The sequence below is a fragment of the Xanthomonas arboricola pv. guizotiae genome (genome assembly GCF_002940205.1).
GTDB lineage: Bacteria > Pseudomonadota > Gammaproteobacteria > Xanthomonadales > Xanthomonadaceae > Xanthomonas > Xanthomonas arboricola_C.
The window spans coordinates 99,268-116,280 of the sequence record NZ_MDSK01000014.1 but is presented as its reverse complement, the minus strand read 5'-3'; the positions used below and the strand labels follow the sequence as shown (position 1 = coordinate 116,280).

Genomic DNA, 17,013 nt, shown 5'->3' with positions numbered 1-17,013 from the left:
GCGCTTCGAGAAGTTGGACGTCATGTTCCTTGGATTCCTCAACTTCGTCCTGGTCGTTGATGGGCTTCGGATGTGTTAACAGGCCCTAGTTGGGACCGGGCAGTGTGGGCGAGGCAGAAGCAGCAGAAGCGGAAGCAGAAGCAGAAGCAGAAGCAGAAGCAGAAGCAGAAGCAGAAGCGGAAGCAGAAGCGGAAGCGGAAGCGGAAGCAGAAGCGGAAGCGGAAGCAGAAGCGGAAGCAGAAGCGGAAGCAGAAGCGGAAGCGGAAGCAGAAGCGGAAGCGGAAGCGGAAGCAGAAGCAGAAGCAGAAGCAGAAGCAGAAGCAGGGCATGCGATCGGCGGTTTGGCTGCGGGGCCCTTGCCCGCCCACCATCGCAGGACACGCCGCAAGTACGTCCGTGTAGGCGCTTACGCGGCATCCATGCCGCGTAAGGTTCCGCGACGGTGAGCGGGCAAGGACCGCCGGAGATGGTTGGTGTGCAGGCTACAAGCAGAGCATGACGGCGTTGTCGTTGCAGCGCGCCCAATCAGTTTCCCAAGACGAGCCTAGCAATCAGCGGGCTTTCAATGAAGCAACCTAAGAACATCCTGGTGCGGTGTCCTGACCGGCTCCGGGACCCTTGGCGGCATGTATGCTGCCAGGAAGCCTCCACAGACGGATTCACGGCGTGTCCTGGATAGTGGGAGGGCATCGCCCTCGACTCACCGGACCTTTGATTCAAGCCTCGTGCCGTGTCTAACGGTCGCCACGGCTCGACGTCTCGATTTCCTTATGCGTTGCGCCCGCGCTAGGCGGCAAATTCGGCGCGCACTGCAGGCGTGCACAACCGCCATGCCAGCGCAGCGTGGAGACAGCCGATTGCCGCCACGCCCAGGCCTGTCAGCAGCAACGCCGCCTGGCGGGTTGCCTGCAGACGGGCCTGCAGCTGCGGCCACTCGGGACTGTGCACGACATCGGCAGGCAGCATCGCCTGCACGCCCTCGAACAGCGGCCCGATCAACGCCAGGCCACCGACATTGAGCAGTGCGGTCACCAGCAGCACCGCCACGAACCCGACCCGCGCCCACTCGCGTCGCTGCAGCAAGGCCCAGCTCAACCATGCGAAGGCCACCGACAGCACCACGCCTACGACGGACAACGACAACGCATGATCGATCAGCCACTGCAAGGAGGCGGGCAGGGTGATCCCTTCGGGCAAGCCCAGCGCCGCCGCGTCGGGCATCAGCACGATCATCACGATCTGCACCAGGTTGGACATCGCACTGACGACACCCAGCAGCAGGGACACCCACGCCAGCGGCGTGACGAAGCCGCCGCGCGGTCGAGGGCGCGGTGTCGGCGCGCTCATTGCAGCGCTGCGATATGGGCGGCCACCGCGGCTTGACCAGCCGGATCCAGGGCCGGCTGCAGTTGCGCGTACCAACCGGGCAGCGCGTCGGCCGGCAGGCACTGGCGCAGCAACGGTGTGCTGCGCTCCAGGAAGGCTTCGAAGAAGGGCAGCCCGCGCACGTAGAGGAAGTGGCTGTCGGTGATCGACATGCCGGCGTATGCCTCGCGCAACCATTCCAGGTGCGGCAGCGCGTGCGCACCGTGGCCGGCGCGGGTCAGTGCGGTGAGGAAGCTGGTGCGTGCGGTGGCCGGCGAGGTGGAGCGCTCCTGCGCATTGAGGTCGTCGAAGGTCAGCAGCCACTGTTCGCCACGATCGATCTCGTTGCACATCACCGAGGTGGTCGCCAACTGCAATGCGTTGTGCGCGGTGGGCTCCAGCTCGTACAGCGCCAGCCAGTGCGGGTACGCCTCGCGATAGCGGTCCAGCGCGCTCAACGCCAGTGCGCACAGGCGTTGCGCGTCGGCACCCAGGTGCAGCTGCGCCTGCGCAGCGTTGTAGGCGCCCAGCTGATCGCCGCGCTGGAACAGGCTCAGTGCGGGCTGCAGTGCCGGGTCGATCTGGACCTCGGTCTCGGTGTCATCGGCTGCAGCTGCCGGCGCTGCGGTCGGTTCGGCTCGGGGCGTCTTCGCCACCGGGGTCTTGCGTCCAAACAAACGGTCCCACAGGCCCATCGCGATTACCTTCTGCGCGCCGCGAATCGGAAACCGCTGCGGTGCCGGCGGCGCTCCGGTCGGGCGGCGGGCCGGCAGAAGGAGCGCGATGCGCCAGCGATCTGCCGATCCTGCGCCAAGCTTAGGGCCAGTTGCGTACGTGCAGGTGAGTGCCGGGCAGGGTGATGCATGGCGACGGGTGACCTAGCAGCGCATCACGCGTGCAACCTGGGCGATCTGTCGTTTGCCGCAGCGCGTGGATGCTGGCGCTGCGCGCCATGTCGCCGGCCGGGCGATGCAGCACCCATCGCCCGGCCGCAGCGGCATGGCTTACGGCTTCACCTGCTCGTTGAAGAGCTTGAGGATGCGCTTGTATTCGTCCAGCCACGAATCGGCACGCGTAAAGCCATGGCGTTCCAGCGGATACGGCGCCACCTGCCAGTTGTCCTTGTGCAGTTCCATCAACTTCTGGGTCATGTCGACCGAGTCCTTGAAGAACACGTTGTCGTCGACCATGCCGTGCGCGATCAGCAGATGGTCGCGCAATCCGTCGGCGTAGTTGATCGGCGAGGAGGTCTTGTAGGCGTCGGGATCGAGCTCGGGCGTGTTGAGGATGTTGGAGGTGTACTCGTGGTTGTATTGCATCCAGTCGCCGACCGGGCGCAGCGCCGCGCCGGCCTTGAAGGTGCCGGGGCTGCGGAACAGCGCCATGTAGGTCATGAAGCCGCCGTATGAGCCGCCGTAGATGCCGGCGCGCGCGCGGTCGCCCTGCTTCTGCGTCACCAGCCACTCCAGCCCGTCCAGATAGTCTTCCAGCTCCGGGTGGCCCATGTTGCGGTAGATCGCCGTGCGCCAGTCGCGGCCGTAGCCTTCGGAGGCGCGGTAGTCCAGATCCAGCACGATGTAGCCCTGCTGCACCAGCAGGTTGTGGAACATCTGCTCGCGGAAATACGGCGTGTAGCGCTCGGAAACGTTTTGCAGATAGCCGGCGCCGTGCACGAACATTACGATCGGATATTGCTTGCCGGGCTCGGGGTTCTGCGGCCCGTAGTACTTGCCCCAGACCGTGCCGGCGCCATGCCTGGACGGTACCTGCACATACTGCGGCGCGATCCACGGCTGCGCCTTGAACGCGGGCGTGCGGGTGTCGGTCAGCAGCGTCGCCTGGCCGCCTGCGGCCGGCACCACCGCCAGCTGCGGTGGCAGGTAGCTGCCTGAGTAACGCACCAGCAACTGCTGCCCGTTCGGCGACAGGCTGAAGCCTTCCACGCCATTCAACGCAGTGACTTCGCTGAGCTGGTCGCTGCGCAGGTCCAGCTTGCACACCTCGTAATCGCCCGGCCATTTCTGGTTGCACAGGAAGAACATGCTGCTGCCGTCGGCGCTGGGCACCGGCATCGACACTTCCCACTTGCCGCGCGTGCGCTGGCGCGGCTTGCCGTTGCCTTCCACCGTGTACAGCTGCGAATAGCCGGATTCTTCCGACAGCAGCCACAGCGTGCGGTTGTCGGGCAGCCAGCCGAAATCGTTGAAGTCCCAGTTGATCCAGGCGCTGTCGCTGAGGCGGTGACGCGGCTGCAGCTTGGCGTTGTCCAGGTCCACGCTGGCGATCCAGCGGTCCTTGTTGTCCACCGCGCGGATCTCCACCGCCACGTTGCGGCCGTCGTCGCTCCAGTGCACTGACGGCCCGCTGCCATCGCCGTCGCTTTCCACGCGCACGGCGCGGTTGCCCTTGAGGGCGTCGCGCTTGGAGGCCTTGCGCAGCGCCGCCAGCGGGTCGGTGGCAATGCCTGGCAGGCTGTCGAAGGACAGCGGTCTTGCAGTGCCGGCGCCCACATCCACCAGCCACAGCGTGTGCGCCACCGGTGCGTTACGACCGACGCGGGTGCGCACTTCCTGGAATTCCTCGTAACCGGATTCGGTGACGTATTTGGGCATCTTGCCGGCCTGGCCCTCTTCGGCACCCTTGGCCTGGGTGACCACCAGCAGGTGGCGGCCGTCCGGCGACAACGCGCTGTCGACGATCTCCACCTCATCGCCCAGGTACACCGGCGCTGCCGCACGTGTGGCATCGGCGCGGCGCCAGGCGTCTTCCTGCGTGCGCAGCGCGTCGCGTTGCTGCTTGTCGCGGCGCAGGGTGGCCAGCGTGGCCAGTTGCTGCTCGCGCAGCACATCGGCCTTGGGAGCGGCGTTGGGGTCGCGCTCGGCCTTGACCACCGCCACCTGTGCGGTGCCGCCGTCGGCGCGCCAGTGGTACCAGTTGTTGCCAGCGCGCCAGATCGCGCCGCCGTCGCTGGCGAACTGCGGCCGCGATTCGACCTCGTTGCTGCGGGTCAGCTGGGTCAGCGCGCCGGAGCGCAAATCGCGCAGGAAGATGTCGCCATTGCGCGCGAACAGCATGCGTTGGCGGGTCGCGTCGTAGCTCGGGTCATCCGCATCCAGGCCGGCACGTGCAGTGTCGGCCACGCGTTCGGCGCCGCCGCCGCCGGCGCCCTGGCGATAGGTGTCGCGTACCGGGGAACCGTCGCGCTTGAGCAGGTATTGCGCCTGTTTGCCGTCCCACTGCCACCAGGCCTGATCCACCGACGGCCCGATCCAGTCCGGATCGGCCATCACCTGTTCGATGGTGAGCGGTGTGGCGGATTGCGCATGCGCGGTGACAGCCAGCAACAACAAGGACAGCGGCAACAATCTGGGCATCGGTAACAACTGCACGCAACGAGGAGCGCACAAGCCTAGCAGCTCGCTTCCGTCGGGGACTTGGGCCACAGGTCATGTGCGCGCTGGGCGAGTGCGTCATCGACGGGCAAGGCACGGGCCAGTGGCGAACGCGACCACAAGCAGGTGAGCGCACGTTGGCCCGCAGGCTGCGGACGCGCCTGCGGGCCAATGCACTCCAGCTGCGATGCGCAGCTGCAATGAGCTGGAATGCGCCTGGCGCACGGGCCTCGCCGAAGTTCCCGAGCGCGGCCCTCGTGACCCAGCCGGAAACCGCCCGACTTGCCAGCAGGGCAGGTGGCGGCCAAGCTAACGCGCTTTTGCGATCGTCGGTTCCCATGTCCAGCCTGCCTGTTGCTGCCTTTTCCCACCCGATGGCCGTCGGTGCGCCCGGCCGGCCGCTGGCCTGGCGCGCGGGGCAGGCGGTCGATCTGGCCACCTTCATCGCACACGTGCACGGCCTGGCGCAGCAGCTGCCGGACGCTCGCCACGCGGTGAATCTGTGCGAAGACCGCTACCGCTTCATGGTCGCGTTCTATGCGTGCGCGCTGCGCGGGCAGGTGTCGTTGCTGCCGTCCTCACGCGCGCCGGCCGTGGTCGGCGAAGTGCAGGCGCGGCATGCCGATGCATATTGCCTGGGCGATCTGGCAATGGAGTTGGCGCCGCCGCGGTATTGGCAACTGCCGGCCGAATTGCCGCAGGCCGCAGGCCCGATCCCGCAGCTGGCCGACGACGCCCTGGTGGCGATCGGCTTCACCTCCGGCAGCACCGGCAGCCCGCAGCCCAACCGCAAGACCTGGGGCAGCTTCCTGACCAGCACGCGCCAGGATCTGGTCGCGCTGGAGAGCCTGTGGGCGCACACCGACGGGGTGCCGCACGTGGTCGCCACGGTGCCGCCGCAGCATATGTACGGCATGGAATTGTCGGTCCTGCTGCCGATGGTGACCGAGCTTGCGGTGCATGCCGGCCGCCCGTTCTTCCCGGACGATGTGGCGCGTGCGCTATCGGACATTCCTGCCCCGCGCGTGCTGGTGACCACGCCGGTGCACCTGCGTGCGCTGGTGGAATCCGGCGTGGCGTTGCCGCCGCTGGTGGGCATCGTCTCGGCCACCGCGCCGCTGGCGCAGGAGGTGGCCGCGGCCGCCGAAGCGCGGTTTGGCGGCGAGGTGCGCGAGATGTTCGGGTCCACCGAAACCTGCGTGTTCGCCGTGCGCCGCACTGCGCTGGAAGCGGCATGGACACCGCTGCCGGGTGTACGCCTGGAAACGCAGGCGGCAGGCACCTTGGTGCACGCACCGCATCTGGCCACGCCGGTGCTGTTGGCCGACATGATGGACGTGGCTGCCGACGGCCGTTTCCAGGTGCGCGGCCGGCAGGCCGATCTGCTGGAAATCGCCGGCAAACGCGCCTCGCTGGCCGACCTGACCCGTCGCCTGCTGGCCATCCCGGGCGTCGTCGACGGCACCATCGTGCAGCTCGCACCCGAGCCCGGTCAGGCGGTCGGCCGCATCGCCGCACTGGTGGTCGCCCCGGCCCTGGACGAAGCGCAGATCCTCGCCGCCCTGCGCGTCGGCGTCGACCCGGTGTTCCTGCCGCGCCGCCTGCGCAAACTCGCCGCCCTGCCACGCAACGAAACCGGCAAGCTGCCACGCGATGTGGTGCTGGGCTTGCTCAACGGCTGAGCGCAGGCCTCGCCACCGAGCATTGCCGCTGCGTGGCTGCAGCGGGCATCAGTACTGATGCCCGCAATCGCTCACCCATGCACCCCATCGATCTCCACCGCCAGCTCGTCGCGGCAGATCACCGCGTGCAGCAGCAGACGCGGCACCGCATCGCCGAAGCGGGCGTCCAGTGCCTGCGCGACCTTGGGCAGGTCGTCCTGCTCGCGCACGTAGACCTTCAGGCGGGTACCGGCGCCGAACTGCGCGGGCAGCGCGGGGGTGTGCTGGCGGGCGGCGCCAAGCAGGGCGTCGAAGTTGGCGAAGGTCTCTTCCAGCTGCGCCAGCAACTGGCCGGTGTGCATCGAGGCATGCCCGACCACGGCGGCGGTGCCTGACAGCAGCAGCGGCATGTCGCTGCCGGCCGGCGGCAGCATGGCGCGCGCGAAACTCGGCGGTTGCGGGCCGTATTGGCGCGGGTAGTTGTAGGCGCTGACCTGGCGCGGGTTTTCCAGCGGGGTGCCGGCGTCGCTGGCGGCCAGCCAGTAGATCTGGATGATGCGTTCGGCATCGCAGCGTCCCACCGCGGTGGCGGCCGGCAGCTGCGCATTGTCGAAGGCGCCCAGGCCGCGCGCACGGCCCACGCAGAACTGCCGGTAGCGTTCGCGGTCGCCGCTGCCCAGGGTGATGGCGTCCAGATAGTTCCAGATACGCAGCAGGCGCGGAGTCCGGCTGCCGGTGACGAAGGCGGTGATTTCCGCATAGGCCCTGGCGGCGGCGGCTTCGATATCGACATCCTGCTCGTCGATTTCGATCACGCCGAACTGCAGGCGGCCGTCGCTGGCCCAGGCGATGTTGCCATCGCGGCCGCTGTGTACCGCCGCATCGCTGCGCCACACTTCCAGCACGTGGGCCTGATACGGCTGCAGCGGTACGCGCAGGTAGCGCGGGTCGTGCAGGCGCGGCGCCGCCGTGCCGAAGCCGAACACGGCCAGCACCTGTGGGTCGGCCAGCAAGGCCGATGGGTCGGTCTGATCGACATAGTCGACCTGCAGGCGGGGATGGCGCACAGGGTGCGTGGTCTGGGCCTGGGAAGCGGTCATCGCGTATCTCGTTGTTGCGTATCGTGTTGCAAGGTGTCGCCGTCGAAGCCGAGCGTGGCCTGACGTCGGCGTTGGCGCCAGGACTGCCAGGCGCGCGGCATCATCGACAAGGTGGTCAGCGCATAGATGGCACGGAACGCGCGCAGGCGCAGGCGCACCCTGGGGCTGTCGAACACGTCGCCGGCCAGCATCGCCACCACCGCTTGCTCGATCTGCCAGGTGTTCTGCGGTTGCGCGAACAGGGCGCGCATGGTCGGCGAGGTGAAGCGGTAGATGAACCACTTGAACTCGTCCACGCCGCGCTTGAGCTCGCGCTGCAAGGCGCGCTGCAGTCTTGCCTCGTGCTGCGGCATGCGCAGGGCCTGGTCCACCATCGCCGCGCCGCGCTCGGCGCTGTGCATGGCCAGGAACACGCCCGACGAAAACATCGGGTCGACGAAGGTGTAGGCATCGCCCAGCAGCGACCAGCGCGGGCCGGACATGCGCGTGCATTCGTAGGCGTAATTGCCGGTGGCATGCACCGGGGCCACGCGTTCGGCGCCGAGCATGCGCGCGCTCAGCTCGGTGTTGAGCGCAAGCGTGCACATGAAGAAGCCTTCGCTGTCGCCTTTGCGGGTCTTCATGTATTCCGGGTAACAGACCGCGCCCACGCTCATGATGTCGTCCGGCAACGGGATCAGCCACATCCAGCCGTGCGCATGGCGGTAGATGCTGATGTTGCCGGCATCCTCGCCCGGTCGGCGCGTCACGCCGCGGAAATGGCTGAACAATGCGGCCGATTGATGCCTGGCATTGGCGCGCTTGAGCTTGAGGCGGTTGCCCAGGAAGGTGTCGCGGCCGCTGGCATCGAGCAGATAGCGCGGGCGGAACTGCTGCATCCCCGCCACGCCCTGCGCCTGCAGCACCGGCTGCTGCCCGTCGAACTCCACCGCGTCGACCTTGACCTGGTCGCGCGCATCCACGCCCACCGCGCGCGCGCGTTCGAACAGCATCTGGTCGAACTGCGCACGCGGCACCTGGAAGGCGAAATCGGCCTTGGCCTCCAGCGCATGCGAGAAGCGGAAGGTGTTGTAGCCGCCGCTGTCGTTGGGGAAGTCCGCGCCGCGCTTGAGCACGCCGATGCCGCGCACCTCTTCCAACACGCCCAGGCGTTCGAGGATCGGCATGTTCATCGGCAGCAGCGACTCGCCGATATGGAAGCGCGGATGCTGCGCCTTCTCCAGCAAGGTCACCTGCCAGCCCTGCTGGGCCAGGACGATGGCGGCCGCGCAGCCCGCCGGCCCGCCGCCGATGATCAGGACATCCGGGCACTCGGGTCCGGGAGCCGGCCCGGCTGCCGGCTTGGCGGTCGGGGTAGGGCCAACAGCGGTGGAAGTCATCCTGGAACGAACCTGCAGCGGGCGAGCGTCATGCAGTCATGATAGCCTGACCGGCCGCCCGGACAGGTATGCCGGCCGCCGACTCGCTGTTGCACAACCATCGACATCCTCGCAATACGGCCTGCGCGGTCGGCGTGGCGGGTGCTCGGAATCGGCCGGCCCGGCAACGTACACTTGTCTGTACTCCGCAGCATCGCCGATGCCGACCTGACGGTTGTCTGCGCCGCTGTGGTGGTTGTTCTGCAATTTCGCTGTGAATCTATCGCCCGCCCCTGACCTGGAAGCTCTCTGGATGTCCTCGCAAACCGCTGCCGAACGTGAACTGGCCGAACTCCTGGTCGAAAGCCTGAACCTGGAAGACGTCCAGCCCGCCGACATCGACCCGGAGGCGCCGTTGTTCAACACCGGGCTGGGACTGGATTCGATCGACGCGCTGGAACTGGCGCTGGCGATCAGCAAGCGCTATGGCTTCCAGCTGCGCTCGGACAATGACGAGAACCGTCGCATCTTCGCGTCGCTGCGCGCATTGTCGGCGCATGTCGAAGCCAACAAGACCGTCTGAGGTTGCGACCGCCGCGCCCGGCGATGCGCCCCCGTGGGTGCTGGGGCTGGGCGTGTTGCTGGCGGTGGCGTATTCGCCGCTGGCGCATTGGGCCAACGCCAGCCATCGCCCGGAGTTGGCCGTCATCGCCGGTGGTTTGCTGGTGCTGATGGTGCTGATCGAACCGATGGTCGCGCGCCGGGCCTGGGCCTGGGCGCTGGCCGTGCTGACCCTGCTGGGCCTGAGCGCGTTGTGGCACTCGCCGTACGCGATGCTGGTGCTGGCCGCGCCGCCGGTGGTGTTCACCGGCTGGATTGCCTGGTTCTTCGGCCGCAGCCTGCGCCGTGGGCGCACCCCGTTGATCACGCGGATCGTCGAAGGGCTGTATCGCCAGGCCGGCATGCCGATCACCCCGGAGCAGTACCGCTACACGCGCCGCCTCACCCTGGCCTGGGCGCTGCTGCTGTGCCCGCTGACCCTGGTCAACCTGGTGCTGGGCCTGTGCGCCGAACCCGGTGGCGTGCTGACGCAACTGGGCCATGCCTCGCCGCTGCCGATCAGCGACGCGCGCGCATCGCTGTTTGCCAATCTGCTGGCGTACGGGGTGGTTGGCGGGTTCTTCGTGGGCGAATATCTATTGCGCGGCCGCTGGTTTCCACAGCGCCCCTATCGTAATCTGCCAGACTTCTTGCGCCAGATGGCGCGGCTCGGGCCGGACTTCTGGCGCGATCTGCTGCGCTGAGTGCGTGGCCAGGGGCAGCGACGTACGTGCACATTTTCGGGGACAAGACAAAGATGCCGCTGGCAAGGATGCCGTCGCGCCTGGCGTGGGCCGTGTTCAATCTGCTGCAACTGGCCTTTACGCTGACGTTTACCGCTGGCGGAATCGTCTACGCCCTGGCGTTGCTGGCGATCACGCGCGATACCGACCGCCTGCTGCGCATGGGCGCGTGGATGTGGGCGCCGGTGCTGTTTCGCGGTGCCGGCGCCACGGTGATCGTGGAAGGCCGCGAGCGCGTGGACTGGTCCAGGAACTATCTGTTCGTCAGCAACCACCAGTCGATCATCGATATCTGCGCGTTGTTCCACGCCTTGCCGGTGCCGCTGCGCTTCCTGCTCAAGGACGAAATGCTCAAGGTGCCGTTCGTGAACTGGTATGCGCGCGCCACCGGCATGCTGTTCCTGGACCGCGACAGCCGCCGTGCCGGGGCGATGGTGCGCCGGCAGGCTGCCGCGCTGCTGCGCGAGGGCAAGCAGTTGTGTCTGTTTCCCGAAGGGACGCGCAGCCGTACTGGCGCATTATTGCCATTCAAGGCCGGGCTACTGCAGGCCGCTATCGATGCTGGCGTGCAGGTGGTTCCTGTGGCGCTGGATGGCTGCGGCAAGGTGCTGCCGGTGGATGGTGTGTTCAGGGTGCGTCCCGGCATCATCCGGGTACGGATCGGCGATCCGATCGCGGTGACCGGGCCGGATGCGCCGGATCGCCAACAACTGACCGAGCAGGCCCACAAGGCCGTGGCTGCAATGCTTCAACCCAGGATCTGAGTTTCGCGCTTATGGATTTCGTCGTGCCGCATGATCATCCCTGCCTGCCCGGGCACTTTCCGGGGCGTCCCGTGGTGCCTGGGGTGGTCGTGCTCGACCATGTGCTGCAGGCCGTGGAAGCGCTGCATGGCCCGCGTGCGGCGGCACGCCTGCCGCAGGTGAAGTTCGTGCAGCCGCTGCTGCCGGGGCAGACCGCCTCGGTCACGCTGGATGGCGCCGGCCCACGCTGGCGCTTTCGCGTGCAGCGCGCCGACGAGCTGCTGGTCAGCGGCGAACTGGTGGCGGAGGCGGCGCGATGAGCAGTCAGTGGAAGCAGCGCCCGGAAGGGGGTGGACGTTTCGCGTTGTGGCTGATCCGCGGCATCGCCCGGCACGCCGGGCGCGCGGTGGGACGCGCGCTGCTGTATCCGATCACGCTGTACTTCCTGCTGGTGCGTGCGCCCGAGCGCAGCGCCTCGCGTGCCTATCTGACGCGCGTGCTGGAGCGCCCGGCCACGCTGCGCGATGTGGCGCGGCATATCCACACCTTCGCTTCGACGATTCTGGACCGCGTGTACATGCTGTGTGGGCAGATGCAGCGCTTCCGGGTCGACATCACCGGGCTGGACCAGCTGCATGCGCAGATGGATCGCGGCCGCGGCGTGCTGATCTTCGGCTCGCACCTGGGCAGCTTCGATGCGCTGCGCGTGCTGGCCACCGAGCGGCCGGACGTGCAGGTCAAGGTGGTGCTGGACAAGGCCCACAACCGCGCCATGACCGAGCTGCTGGGCGCGCTGAATCCGCAGCTGGCCGCCAACATCATTGACGCCGGCATGGACGCCACCTCGATCGTCATGGCGATCAAGGACGCCACCGACGCCGGTGCGCTGGTGGCGCTGCTGATCGATCGCCCGCGCGAGGGCGACCCGGCGTTGCCGGCGACGTTCCTCGGCCGCAACGCGATGTTCCCGACCTCGCCGTGGCTGATCGCCGCGGCGCTGAAGGTGCCGGTGGTGCTGGCGTTCGGCCTGTACCGCGGCGGCAATCATTACGAGCTGGCGTTCGAGACCTTCAGCGAGGGCCTGGACGTGCCGCGTCGCCAGCGCGCACCGGTGCTGGCGGTACTCATGCGCGATTACGCCGCCAGGCTGGAACATTACACACGCTACGCGCCGTACAACTGGTTCAACTTCTACGATTTCTGGAACACCCACCATGCCGATGTGCCGCACCCTGCCGTGGATGCTGATACTGCTGTTCAGCGCCGCACCGCTATGCGCCGCACCGCCTGAGGCGCTGGACGTCGGCCAGGTGCTGCAGCGCCTGGCACGCCCCGCACCGGTCAGTACCGAGTTCGTCGAACTGCGCGGCTCGGCGCTGCTGAAGACGCCGTTGCGCGTGCAGGGCCATTACCGTCGCCCGGACGCGCAGACCCTGGTGCGCGAGGTCAGCGCGCCGTATCGCGAGACCACCACGTTGCAGGGCGACGAGGGCGTGCTGGAACGCGAAGGCAAATCGCCGCGGCGTTTTTCGCTGAGCCGGGTGCCCGAACTGGCCGGCTTGAAGTCCGGCTTCGGCGCGTTGCTGGGCGGCGACCGCGCGCTGCTGGAGCAGCACTACCGCATCGGCGGGCAGGGCCAGCCGCAGGCCTGGCAACTGACGCTGCAGCCCAAGGACGCCGCCGTGGCCAAGCAGGTACGCGAGTTGCGGCTGTACGGGCGCAATGACGAGTTGCGCTGCATCGAAAGCGTGCCGGCCAAGGGCGACGTGCAGCGCACGCTGCTGGCCGGCGCGGCGCGCGAGGCGGCCAGCGTGACCGATGCCGCCGCACTGACCACGCTCTGCCACGGTGCGGGCGCGTGACTGCGCACAAGATGATTGCGTCGGTCGTCTCCAGAAAAATCACACCATTCGCAGCCAAAACGCGCGTGCTGCCGAAGACATCGCAAGCCGCGCGCGCGGCCGGCGGGCGTTCGGTCGTTGCTGCAGGGCATGCACACCATGGCGCTTGAATTGAACGCAAACCGCCGCATCGGCCTGGCGCTGCTGTGGCTGGCATTGCTGGCGGTGGCCGGGTTCTGGTTGAGCGAGACGCTCAAGGTCACCGGCGATCTGCGCAAATTCATGCCCGCCCTCAGAAAGAAGAAAGCGCCGTTGCAGCCCGATGCCGCGCGCGCGGCCGGTGGACGTTCCGCTGGCATAGCGAGGCTTGCGCATGGCGTTTAAGTTGAACGCAAACCGCCGCATCGGCCTGGCGCTGCTGTGGCTGGCATTGCTGGCGGTGGCCGGGTTCTGGTTGAGCGAGACGCTCAAGGTCACCGGCGATCTGCGCAAATTCATGCCCGCCCCGCGCACGCCGGCGCAAAAACTGCTGATCGAAGAACTCGGCGAAGGCCCTGGCTCGCGGTTGCTGCTGATGGCATTGTCCAACAGCGACCCGGCCGTGCTTGCCGAGCAGTCGCAGCAGTTGCAGCAGGCCCTGGCCGCACAGCCGCAGCTGTTCGAGCTGGTCGGCAACGGCGGCACTGCGGGGCTGGATGCGATCCCCGAGCGCCTGCTGCCGTATCGCTATCTGCTCAGCGACAGCTTCGACACCACGCCGCTGGATGCGCACACCCTGCAAGCGGCATTGCAGTCGCGCGTGCAGGATCTGGGGTCGCCGGCAGCGGCCATGGTGGAGCCGTTGCTGCCGCGCGACCCCACGCTGGAAGTGCTGCATCTGGCCGACACCCTGCAGCCGGCCGCGGCGCCGCAGACGCGCAACGACGTGTGGTTCGATCGTGCCGGTAGCTCGGCGCTGTTGATCGTGCAGACGCGCGCGGCCGGGTTCGACCCCACCGGCCAGCAGCTGGCCTACGACGCCGTGCAAGCGGCCTTCGCGAAGGTCAGCAAGGGCACCGCCACGCGGCTGACATTGACCGGGCCGGGTGCATTCGCGGTGGAAATCACCGCGCGCACGCAGGGCGAGGCACAGTGGATCGGCACGCTGGATACGGTGGGCCTGGTGCTGTTGCTGCTGGTCGCCTACCGCAGCTGGAAGATTCCGGTGCTCGGCGTGTTGCCATTGGCCAGCGCCGGCCTGGCCGGTCTGGCTGCGGTGGCGCTGCTGTTCGATGGCGTGCATGGCATCACCGTGGCCTTCGGCTTCACCCTGATCGGCGTGGTGCAGGATTACCCGATCCACCTGTTCAGTCATCAACGTCCGGGTCTGGATCCACGCGACAACGCGCGGCATCTGTGGCCGACGCTGGCCACCGGGGTGGTGTCCACCTGCATTGCCTATGTGACCTTCCTGTTTTCCGGTGTGGACGGCTTGCGGCAGCTGGCGGTGTTCACCATCGCCGGGCTGGCGACCGCCGCGATCACCACGCGGTGGCTGTTGCCGTCGTTGATTGACCCGGCACCGCGCGACTACGCCGATTCGCGCATGCTCGCCGCGCTGTGGCGCGGCATCGCGCGCCTGCCGCGGCCGCGCATCAGCCTGGTGGCGATTGCGCTGGTCGGCATCGCGGTGATCGCGTTCGCGCCGGGGCAGTTCTGGCAGAACGATCTGTCGAAATTGACCCCGGTGCCGCCCAAGGCACTGGCGCAGGACACGCATCTGCGCCAGGAGCTGGGCGCGCCCGACGTGCGTTACGTGCTCGCGCTGCCTGCAGCGAACGACGAAGCTGCGTTGCAGGCCAGCGAGCAGCTGCGCCCGCGCCTGGATGCGCTGGTGCGCGACGGCGCGCTGACCGGTTACGACATGGCCGCGCGCTATTTGCCCAGCATCAAGACCCAGCGTGCGCGCCAGGTCGCGTTGCCGGATGCTGCGCAGGCGCGCGCATTGACCGACACTGCGGTGGCCGCCACGCCGTTTCGCAGCGATGCGTTCGCGCCGTTCCTGCAGGACCTGGACACTGCCAGGCGCGCTGCGCCGCTGGTGCTGAAGGACCTGGCCGGATCGCCGCTGGCGACCTCGGTCGGCGGGCTGCTGCTGGGGCGTGGCGATCGCAGCACCGCGTTGGTGTCGTTGACCGGCCTGCGCGATCCGTCGGTGCTGGCCGCCGCCGTGCAAGGCAGCGGCGCACAGTTGCTGGATCTGAAGGATGCCTCCGAATCCCTGGTGGCCGCGTATCGCGGGCGTGTGCTCGGCGCGCTGGTGCTGGCCGCGCTGTTGCTGGCGGTGACGGTGGCGATCGCGTTGCGCAGCCCGCGCCGGATCGTGCGCGTATTGCTGCCGATGGCGCTGACCACGGTGCTGATCCTGGCGATCCTGCGCGGCATGGGTGTTGAGCTCAATCTGTTCCATCTGATCGCGCTGATCCTGGCAGCAGGCCTGGGCCTGGATTACGCGTTGTTCTTCGACCATGCCGGCGACGATCACGCCGACCAGCTGCGCACATTGCACGCGCTCATCGTGTGCAGCCTGATGACGCTGCTGGTGTTCGCGTTGTTGGCCGCTTCCAGCATTCCGGTGTTGCGTGCGATCGGCAGCACGGTGGCGCTGGGGGTATTGTTCAATTTCATCCTCGCCTTGCTGGTATCGCGCGAGCCGGCGCTGGAGCGCGCAAGACACGGAGATGTACATGCAGGGACGTGAGGCGATCGCCGCGCTGATTCCGCACCAGGGCAGCATGTGCCTGTGGGAAGCAGTGCTGGACTGGGATGCGCAGCGCATCGTGTTGCGCAGCGATGCCCATCGCAGCGACACGCATCCACTGCGGTGCAACGGACGCCTGCGCGCGCTGCATCTATGCGAATACGGCGCGCAGGCCATGGCCGTGCATGGCGGCTTGCTCGGCCGGGAATCGGGCAAGCCGGTGCGCCCGGGCATGCTGGTGGCGCTGCGTGCGGTGGACCTGCATGTCGCGTATCTGGACGACCTGCCCGATGCGATCGTCTGCGAAGCGCAGGTGTTGCTGCAGGGCGAGGACAGCCAGCAATACAGTTTTCGCCTGAGCCACGGCGCGCAGTTGCTCGCCGAAGGGCGCGCCACGGTGATGCTGGGCGCCGCGCAGGCCCCGTAGGAGCGCGCTTGCGCGCGATGAAGCGTCACCGCTAAAGCCTCATCGCGCGCAAGCGCGCTCCTACCGAATGTGGGCGATCAATGCGGGCGATCTATTCCTGTGCCTGCTGCGAGTCGTTAGGATGAGGCTCTTTCCGCCGTCGTGTCTGCGGCTTTCATCGAGGCTTCCATGCGCACTTCCATTCCACAGCGCCGCGCCCTGGTCACCGGCGGCAGCGGCGATCTTGGTGGTGCGATCTGCCGTCAGCTGGCGGCGCAGGGACGCCATGTGATCGTGCATGCCAATCGCAATATCGCCCGCGCCGATGACGTGGTTGCAGCGATCGTGGCCGACGGCGGCAGCGCCGAGGCGGTGGCATTCGATGTGGCCGATGCGCAGGCCAGTGCGGTGGCGCTGGCAAGCCTGCTGGAGGGCGGCCCGATCCAGATCGTGGTCAATAACGCCGGCATCCACGACGATGCGCCGATGGCCGGCATGAACGCCGAACAGTGGCATCGGGTCATCGACGTGTCGCTGCACGGGTTCTTCCATGTCACCCAGCCGCTGCTGCTGCCGATGGCGCGTACGCGCTGGGGCCGCATCGTCAGCGTGTCGTCGGTGTCGGCGGTGCTGGGCAATCGCGGGCAGACCAACTACGCCGCGGCCAAGGCCGCCTTGCACGGCGCCAGCAAATCGCTGTCGCGCGAGATGTCCAGCCGCGGCATCGCCGTCAACGTGGTCGCGCCAGGCGTGATCGAAAGCGAGATGGTCGGCGAAAGCTTCGCGCCGGAAGTGATCAAGCAACTGGTACCGGCCGGCCGGGTGGGGAAGCCCGACGAAGTGGCCGCATTGGTCGCGTTTCTGTGTTCGGAGTCAGCCGGCTACATCAACGGCCAGGTCATCGGCATCAATGGTGGGATGGGTTGAGCGCAGCGGATCTGCGACGTTCGCTGCAGGGCCCTTGCCCACCCACCATCGCGGGACACGCTGCAAGTACGTCCTTGTAAGCTCTTACGCGGCATCCATGCCGCGTAAGGTCCCGCGACGGTGAGCCGGCAAGGACC

17 protein-coding genes are annotated in these 17,013 nt (G+C 67.7%); 12 read left to right on the top strand and 5 right to left on the bottom strand.

The window, feature by feature from the left end; all coding sequences use genetic code 11:
* The first annotated feature begins 104 nt into the window (after positions 1 to 104).
* Positions 105 to 446, top strand: a complete 342-nt coding sequence (locus XarbCFBP7408_RS22750) for a hypothetical protein (RefSeq protein ID WP_181106427.1) — start codon at positions 105 to 107, stop codon at positions 444 to 446.
* 340 nt (positions 447 to 786) lie between these two features.
* Here XarbCFBP7408_RS22750 and XarbCFBP7408_RS10860 read toward each other — a convergent pair whose 3' ends face one another.
* The 3 genes from XarbCFBP7408_RS10860 to XarbCFBP7408_RS10850 form a co-directional block, all read right to left on the bottom strand.
* Positions 787 to 1,347, bottom strand: a complete 561-nt coding sequence (locus tag XarbCFBP7408_RS10860; RefSeq protein WP_104562951.1) for a hypothetical protein — start codon at positions 1,345 to 1,347, stop codon at positions 787 to 789.
* Positions 1,344 to 2,060, bottom strand: coding sequence for a hypothetical protein (locus tag XarbCFBP7408_RS10855; protein ID WP_104562950.1), 717 nt, complete (start codon positions 2,058 to 2,060; stop codon positions 1,344 to 1,346). Before XarbCFBP7408_RS10855 ends, XarbCFBP7408_RS10860 begins: the two co-directional genes overlap by 4 nt.
* A 309-nt stretch (positions 2,061 to 2,369) precedes the next feature.
* Positions 2,370 to 4,730: a S9 family peptidase gene (locus XarbCFBP7408_RS10850; protein WP_181106454.1), complete on the bottom strand. Its 2,361-nt coding sequence runs from the start codon at positions 4,728 to 4,730 to the stop codon at positions 2,370 to 2,372.
* Between the two features lie 365 nt (positions 4,731 to 5,095).
* On the opposite strand from XarbCFBP7408_RS10850, the gene XarbCFBP7408_RS10845 reads away from it, so the two are divergent.
* Positions 5,096 to 6,439, top strand: coding sequence for an AMP-binding protein (locus XarbCFBP7408_RS10845; protein WP_181106429.1), 1,344 nt, complete (start codon positions 5,096 to 5,098; stop codon positions 6,437 to 6,439).
* 71 nt (positions 6,440 to 6,510) lie between these two features.
* On the opposite strand, the gene XarbCFBP7408_RS10840 is transcribed toward XarbCFBP7408_RS10845, so the two are convergent.
* Together XarbCFBP7408_RS10840 and XarbCFBP7408_RS10835 are read right to left on the bottom strand one after the other, a co-directional pair.
* Positions 6,511 to 7,518, bottom strand: a complete 1,008-nt coding sequence (locus XarbCFBP7408_RS10840; RefSeq protein WP_181106431.1) for a pteridine-dependent deoxygenase — start codon at positions 7,516 to 7,518, stop codon at positions 6,511 to 6,513.
* Positions 7,515 to 8,897 (bottom strand): NAD(P)/FAD-dependent oxidoreductase, encoded by a 1,383-nt coding sequence (locus XarbCFBP7408_RS10835; RefSeq protein ID WP_104562947.1) that lies wholly within the window; start codon positions 8,895 to 8,897, stop codon positions 7,515 to 7,517. The genes XarbCFBP7408_RS10840 and XarbCFBP7408_RS10835 overlap by 4 nt, the downstream gene beginning before the upstream one ends.
* A 292-nt stretch (positions 8,898 to 9,189) precedes the next feature.
* Between XarbCFBP7408_RS10835 and xanC the strand changes: the two genes are divergently transcribed.
* The 10 genes from xanC to fabG all read left to right on the top strand — a co-directional run bounded on the left by xanC (position 9,190) and on the right by fabG (position 16,876).
* Positions 9,190 to 9,459, top strand: coding sequence for a xanthomonadin biosynthesis acyl carrier protein XanC (gene xanC / locus XarbCFBP7408_RS10830; RefSeq protein WP_011260626.1), 270 nt, complete (start codon positions 9,190 to 9,192; stop codon positions 9,457 to 9,459).
* 37 nt (positions 9,460 to 9,496) lie between these two features.
* Positions 9,497 to 10,180 (top strand): ketosynthase, encoded by a 684-nt coding sequence (locus XarbCFBP7408_RS10825; protein ID WP_181106456.1) that lies wholly within the window; start codon positions 9,497 to 9,499, stop codon positions 10,178 to 10,180.
* 53 nt (positions 10,181 to 10,233) lie between these two features.
* On the top strand, positions 10,234 to 10,983 hold the full coding sequence (locus XarbCFBP7408_RS10820) for a lysophospholipid acyltransferase family protein (protein WP_104562945.1): 750 nt from the start codon (positions 10,234 to 10,236) through the stop codon (positions 10,981 to 10,983).
* Positions 10,984 to 11,054: 71 nt separating this feature from the next.
* Positions 11,055 to 11,282: a hypothetical protein gene (locus XarbCFBP7408_RS10815; RefSeq protein ID WP_258072106.1), complete on the top strand. Its 228-nt coding sequence runs from the start codon at positions 11,055 to 11,057 to the stop codon at positions 11,280 to 11,282.
* On the top strand, positions 11,279 to 12,253 hold the full coding sequence (locus XarbCFBP7408_RS10810) for an acyltransferase (protein WP_104562943.1): 975 nt from the start codon (positions 11,279 to 11,281) through the stop codon (positions 12,251 to 12,253). The genes XarbCFBP7408_RS10815 and XarbCFBP7408_RS10810 overlap by 4 nt, the downstream gene beginning before the upstream one ends.
* Entirely contained in the window at positions 12,177 to 12,824 is a 648-nt protein-coding gene (locus XarbCFBP7408_RS10805) for a LolA-related protein (RefSeq protein WP_104562942.1), read from the top strand. Before XarbCFBP7408_RS10810 ends, XarbCFBP7408_RS10805 begins: the two co-directional genes overlap by 77 nt.
* A gap of 138 nt (positions 12,825 to 12,962) precedes the next feature.
* Entirely contained in the window at positions 12,963 to 13,187 is a 225-nt protein-coding gene (locus XarbCFBP7408_RS10800; protein ID WP_104562961.1) for a hypothetical protein, read from the top strand.
* Positions 13,177 to 15,543, top strand: a complete 2,367-nt coding sequence (locus XarbCFBP7408_RS10795; RefSeq protein WP_104562941.1) for an MMPL family transporter — start codon at positions 13,177 to 13,179, stop codon at positions 15,541 to 15,543. Before XarbCFBP7408_RS10800 ends, XarbCFBP7408_RS10795 begins: the two co-directional genes overlap by 11 nt.
* Positions 15,530 to 15,970, top strand: a complete 441-nt coding sequence (locus tag XarbCFBP7408_RS10790) for a phosphotransferase (RefSeq protein ID WP_104562960.1) — start codon at positions 15,530 to 15,532, stop codon at positions 15,968 to 15,970. The genes XarbCFBP7408_RS10795 and XarbCFBP7408_RS10790 overlap by 14 nt, the downstream gene beginning before the upstream one ends.
* A 168-nt stretch (positions 15,971 to 16,138) precedes the next feature.
* Positions 16,139 to 16,876, top strand: coding sequence for a 3-oxoacyl-ACP reductase FabG (gene fabG, locus XarbCFBP7408_RS10785; protein ID WP_104562940.1), 738 nt, complete (start codon positions 16,139 to 16,141; stop codon positions 16,874 to 16,876).
* The last annotated feature ends 137 nt before the right edge of the window (positions 16,877 to 17,013 follow it).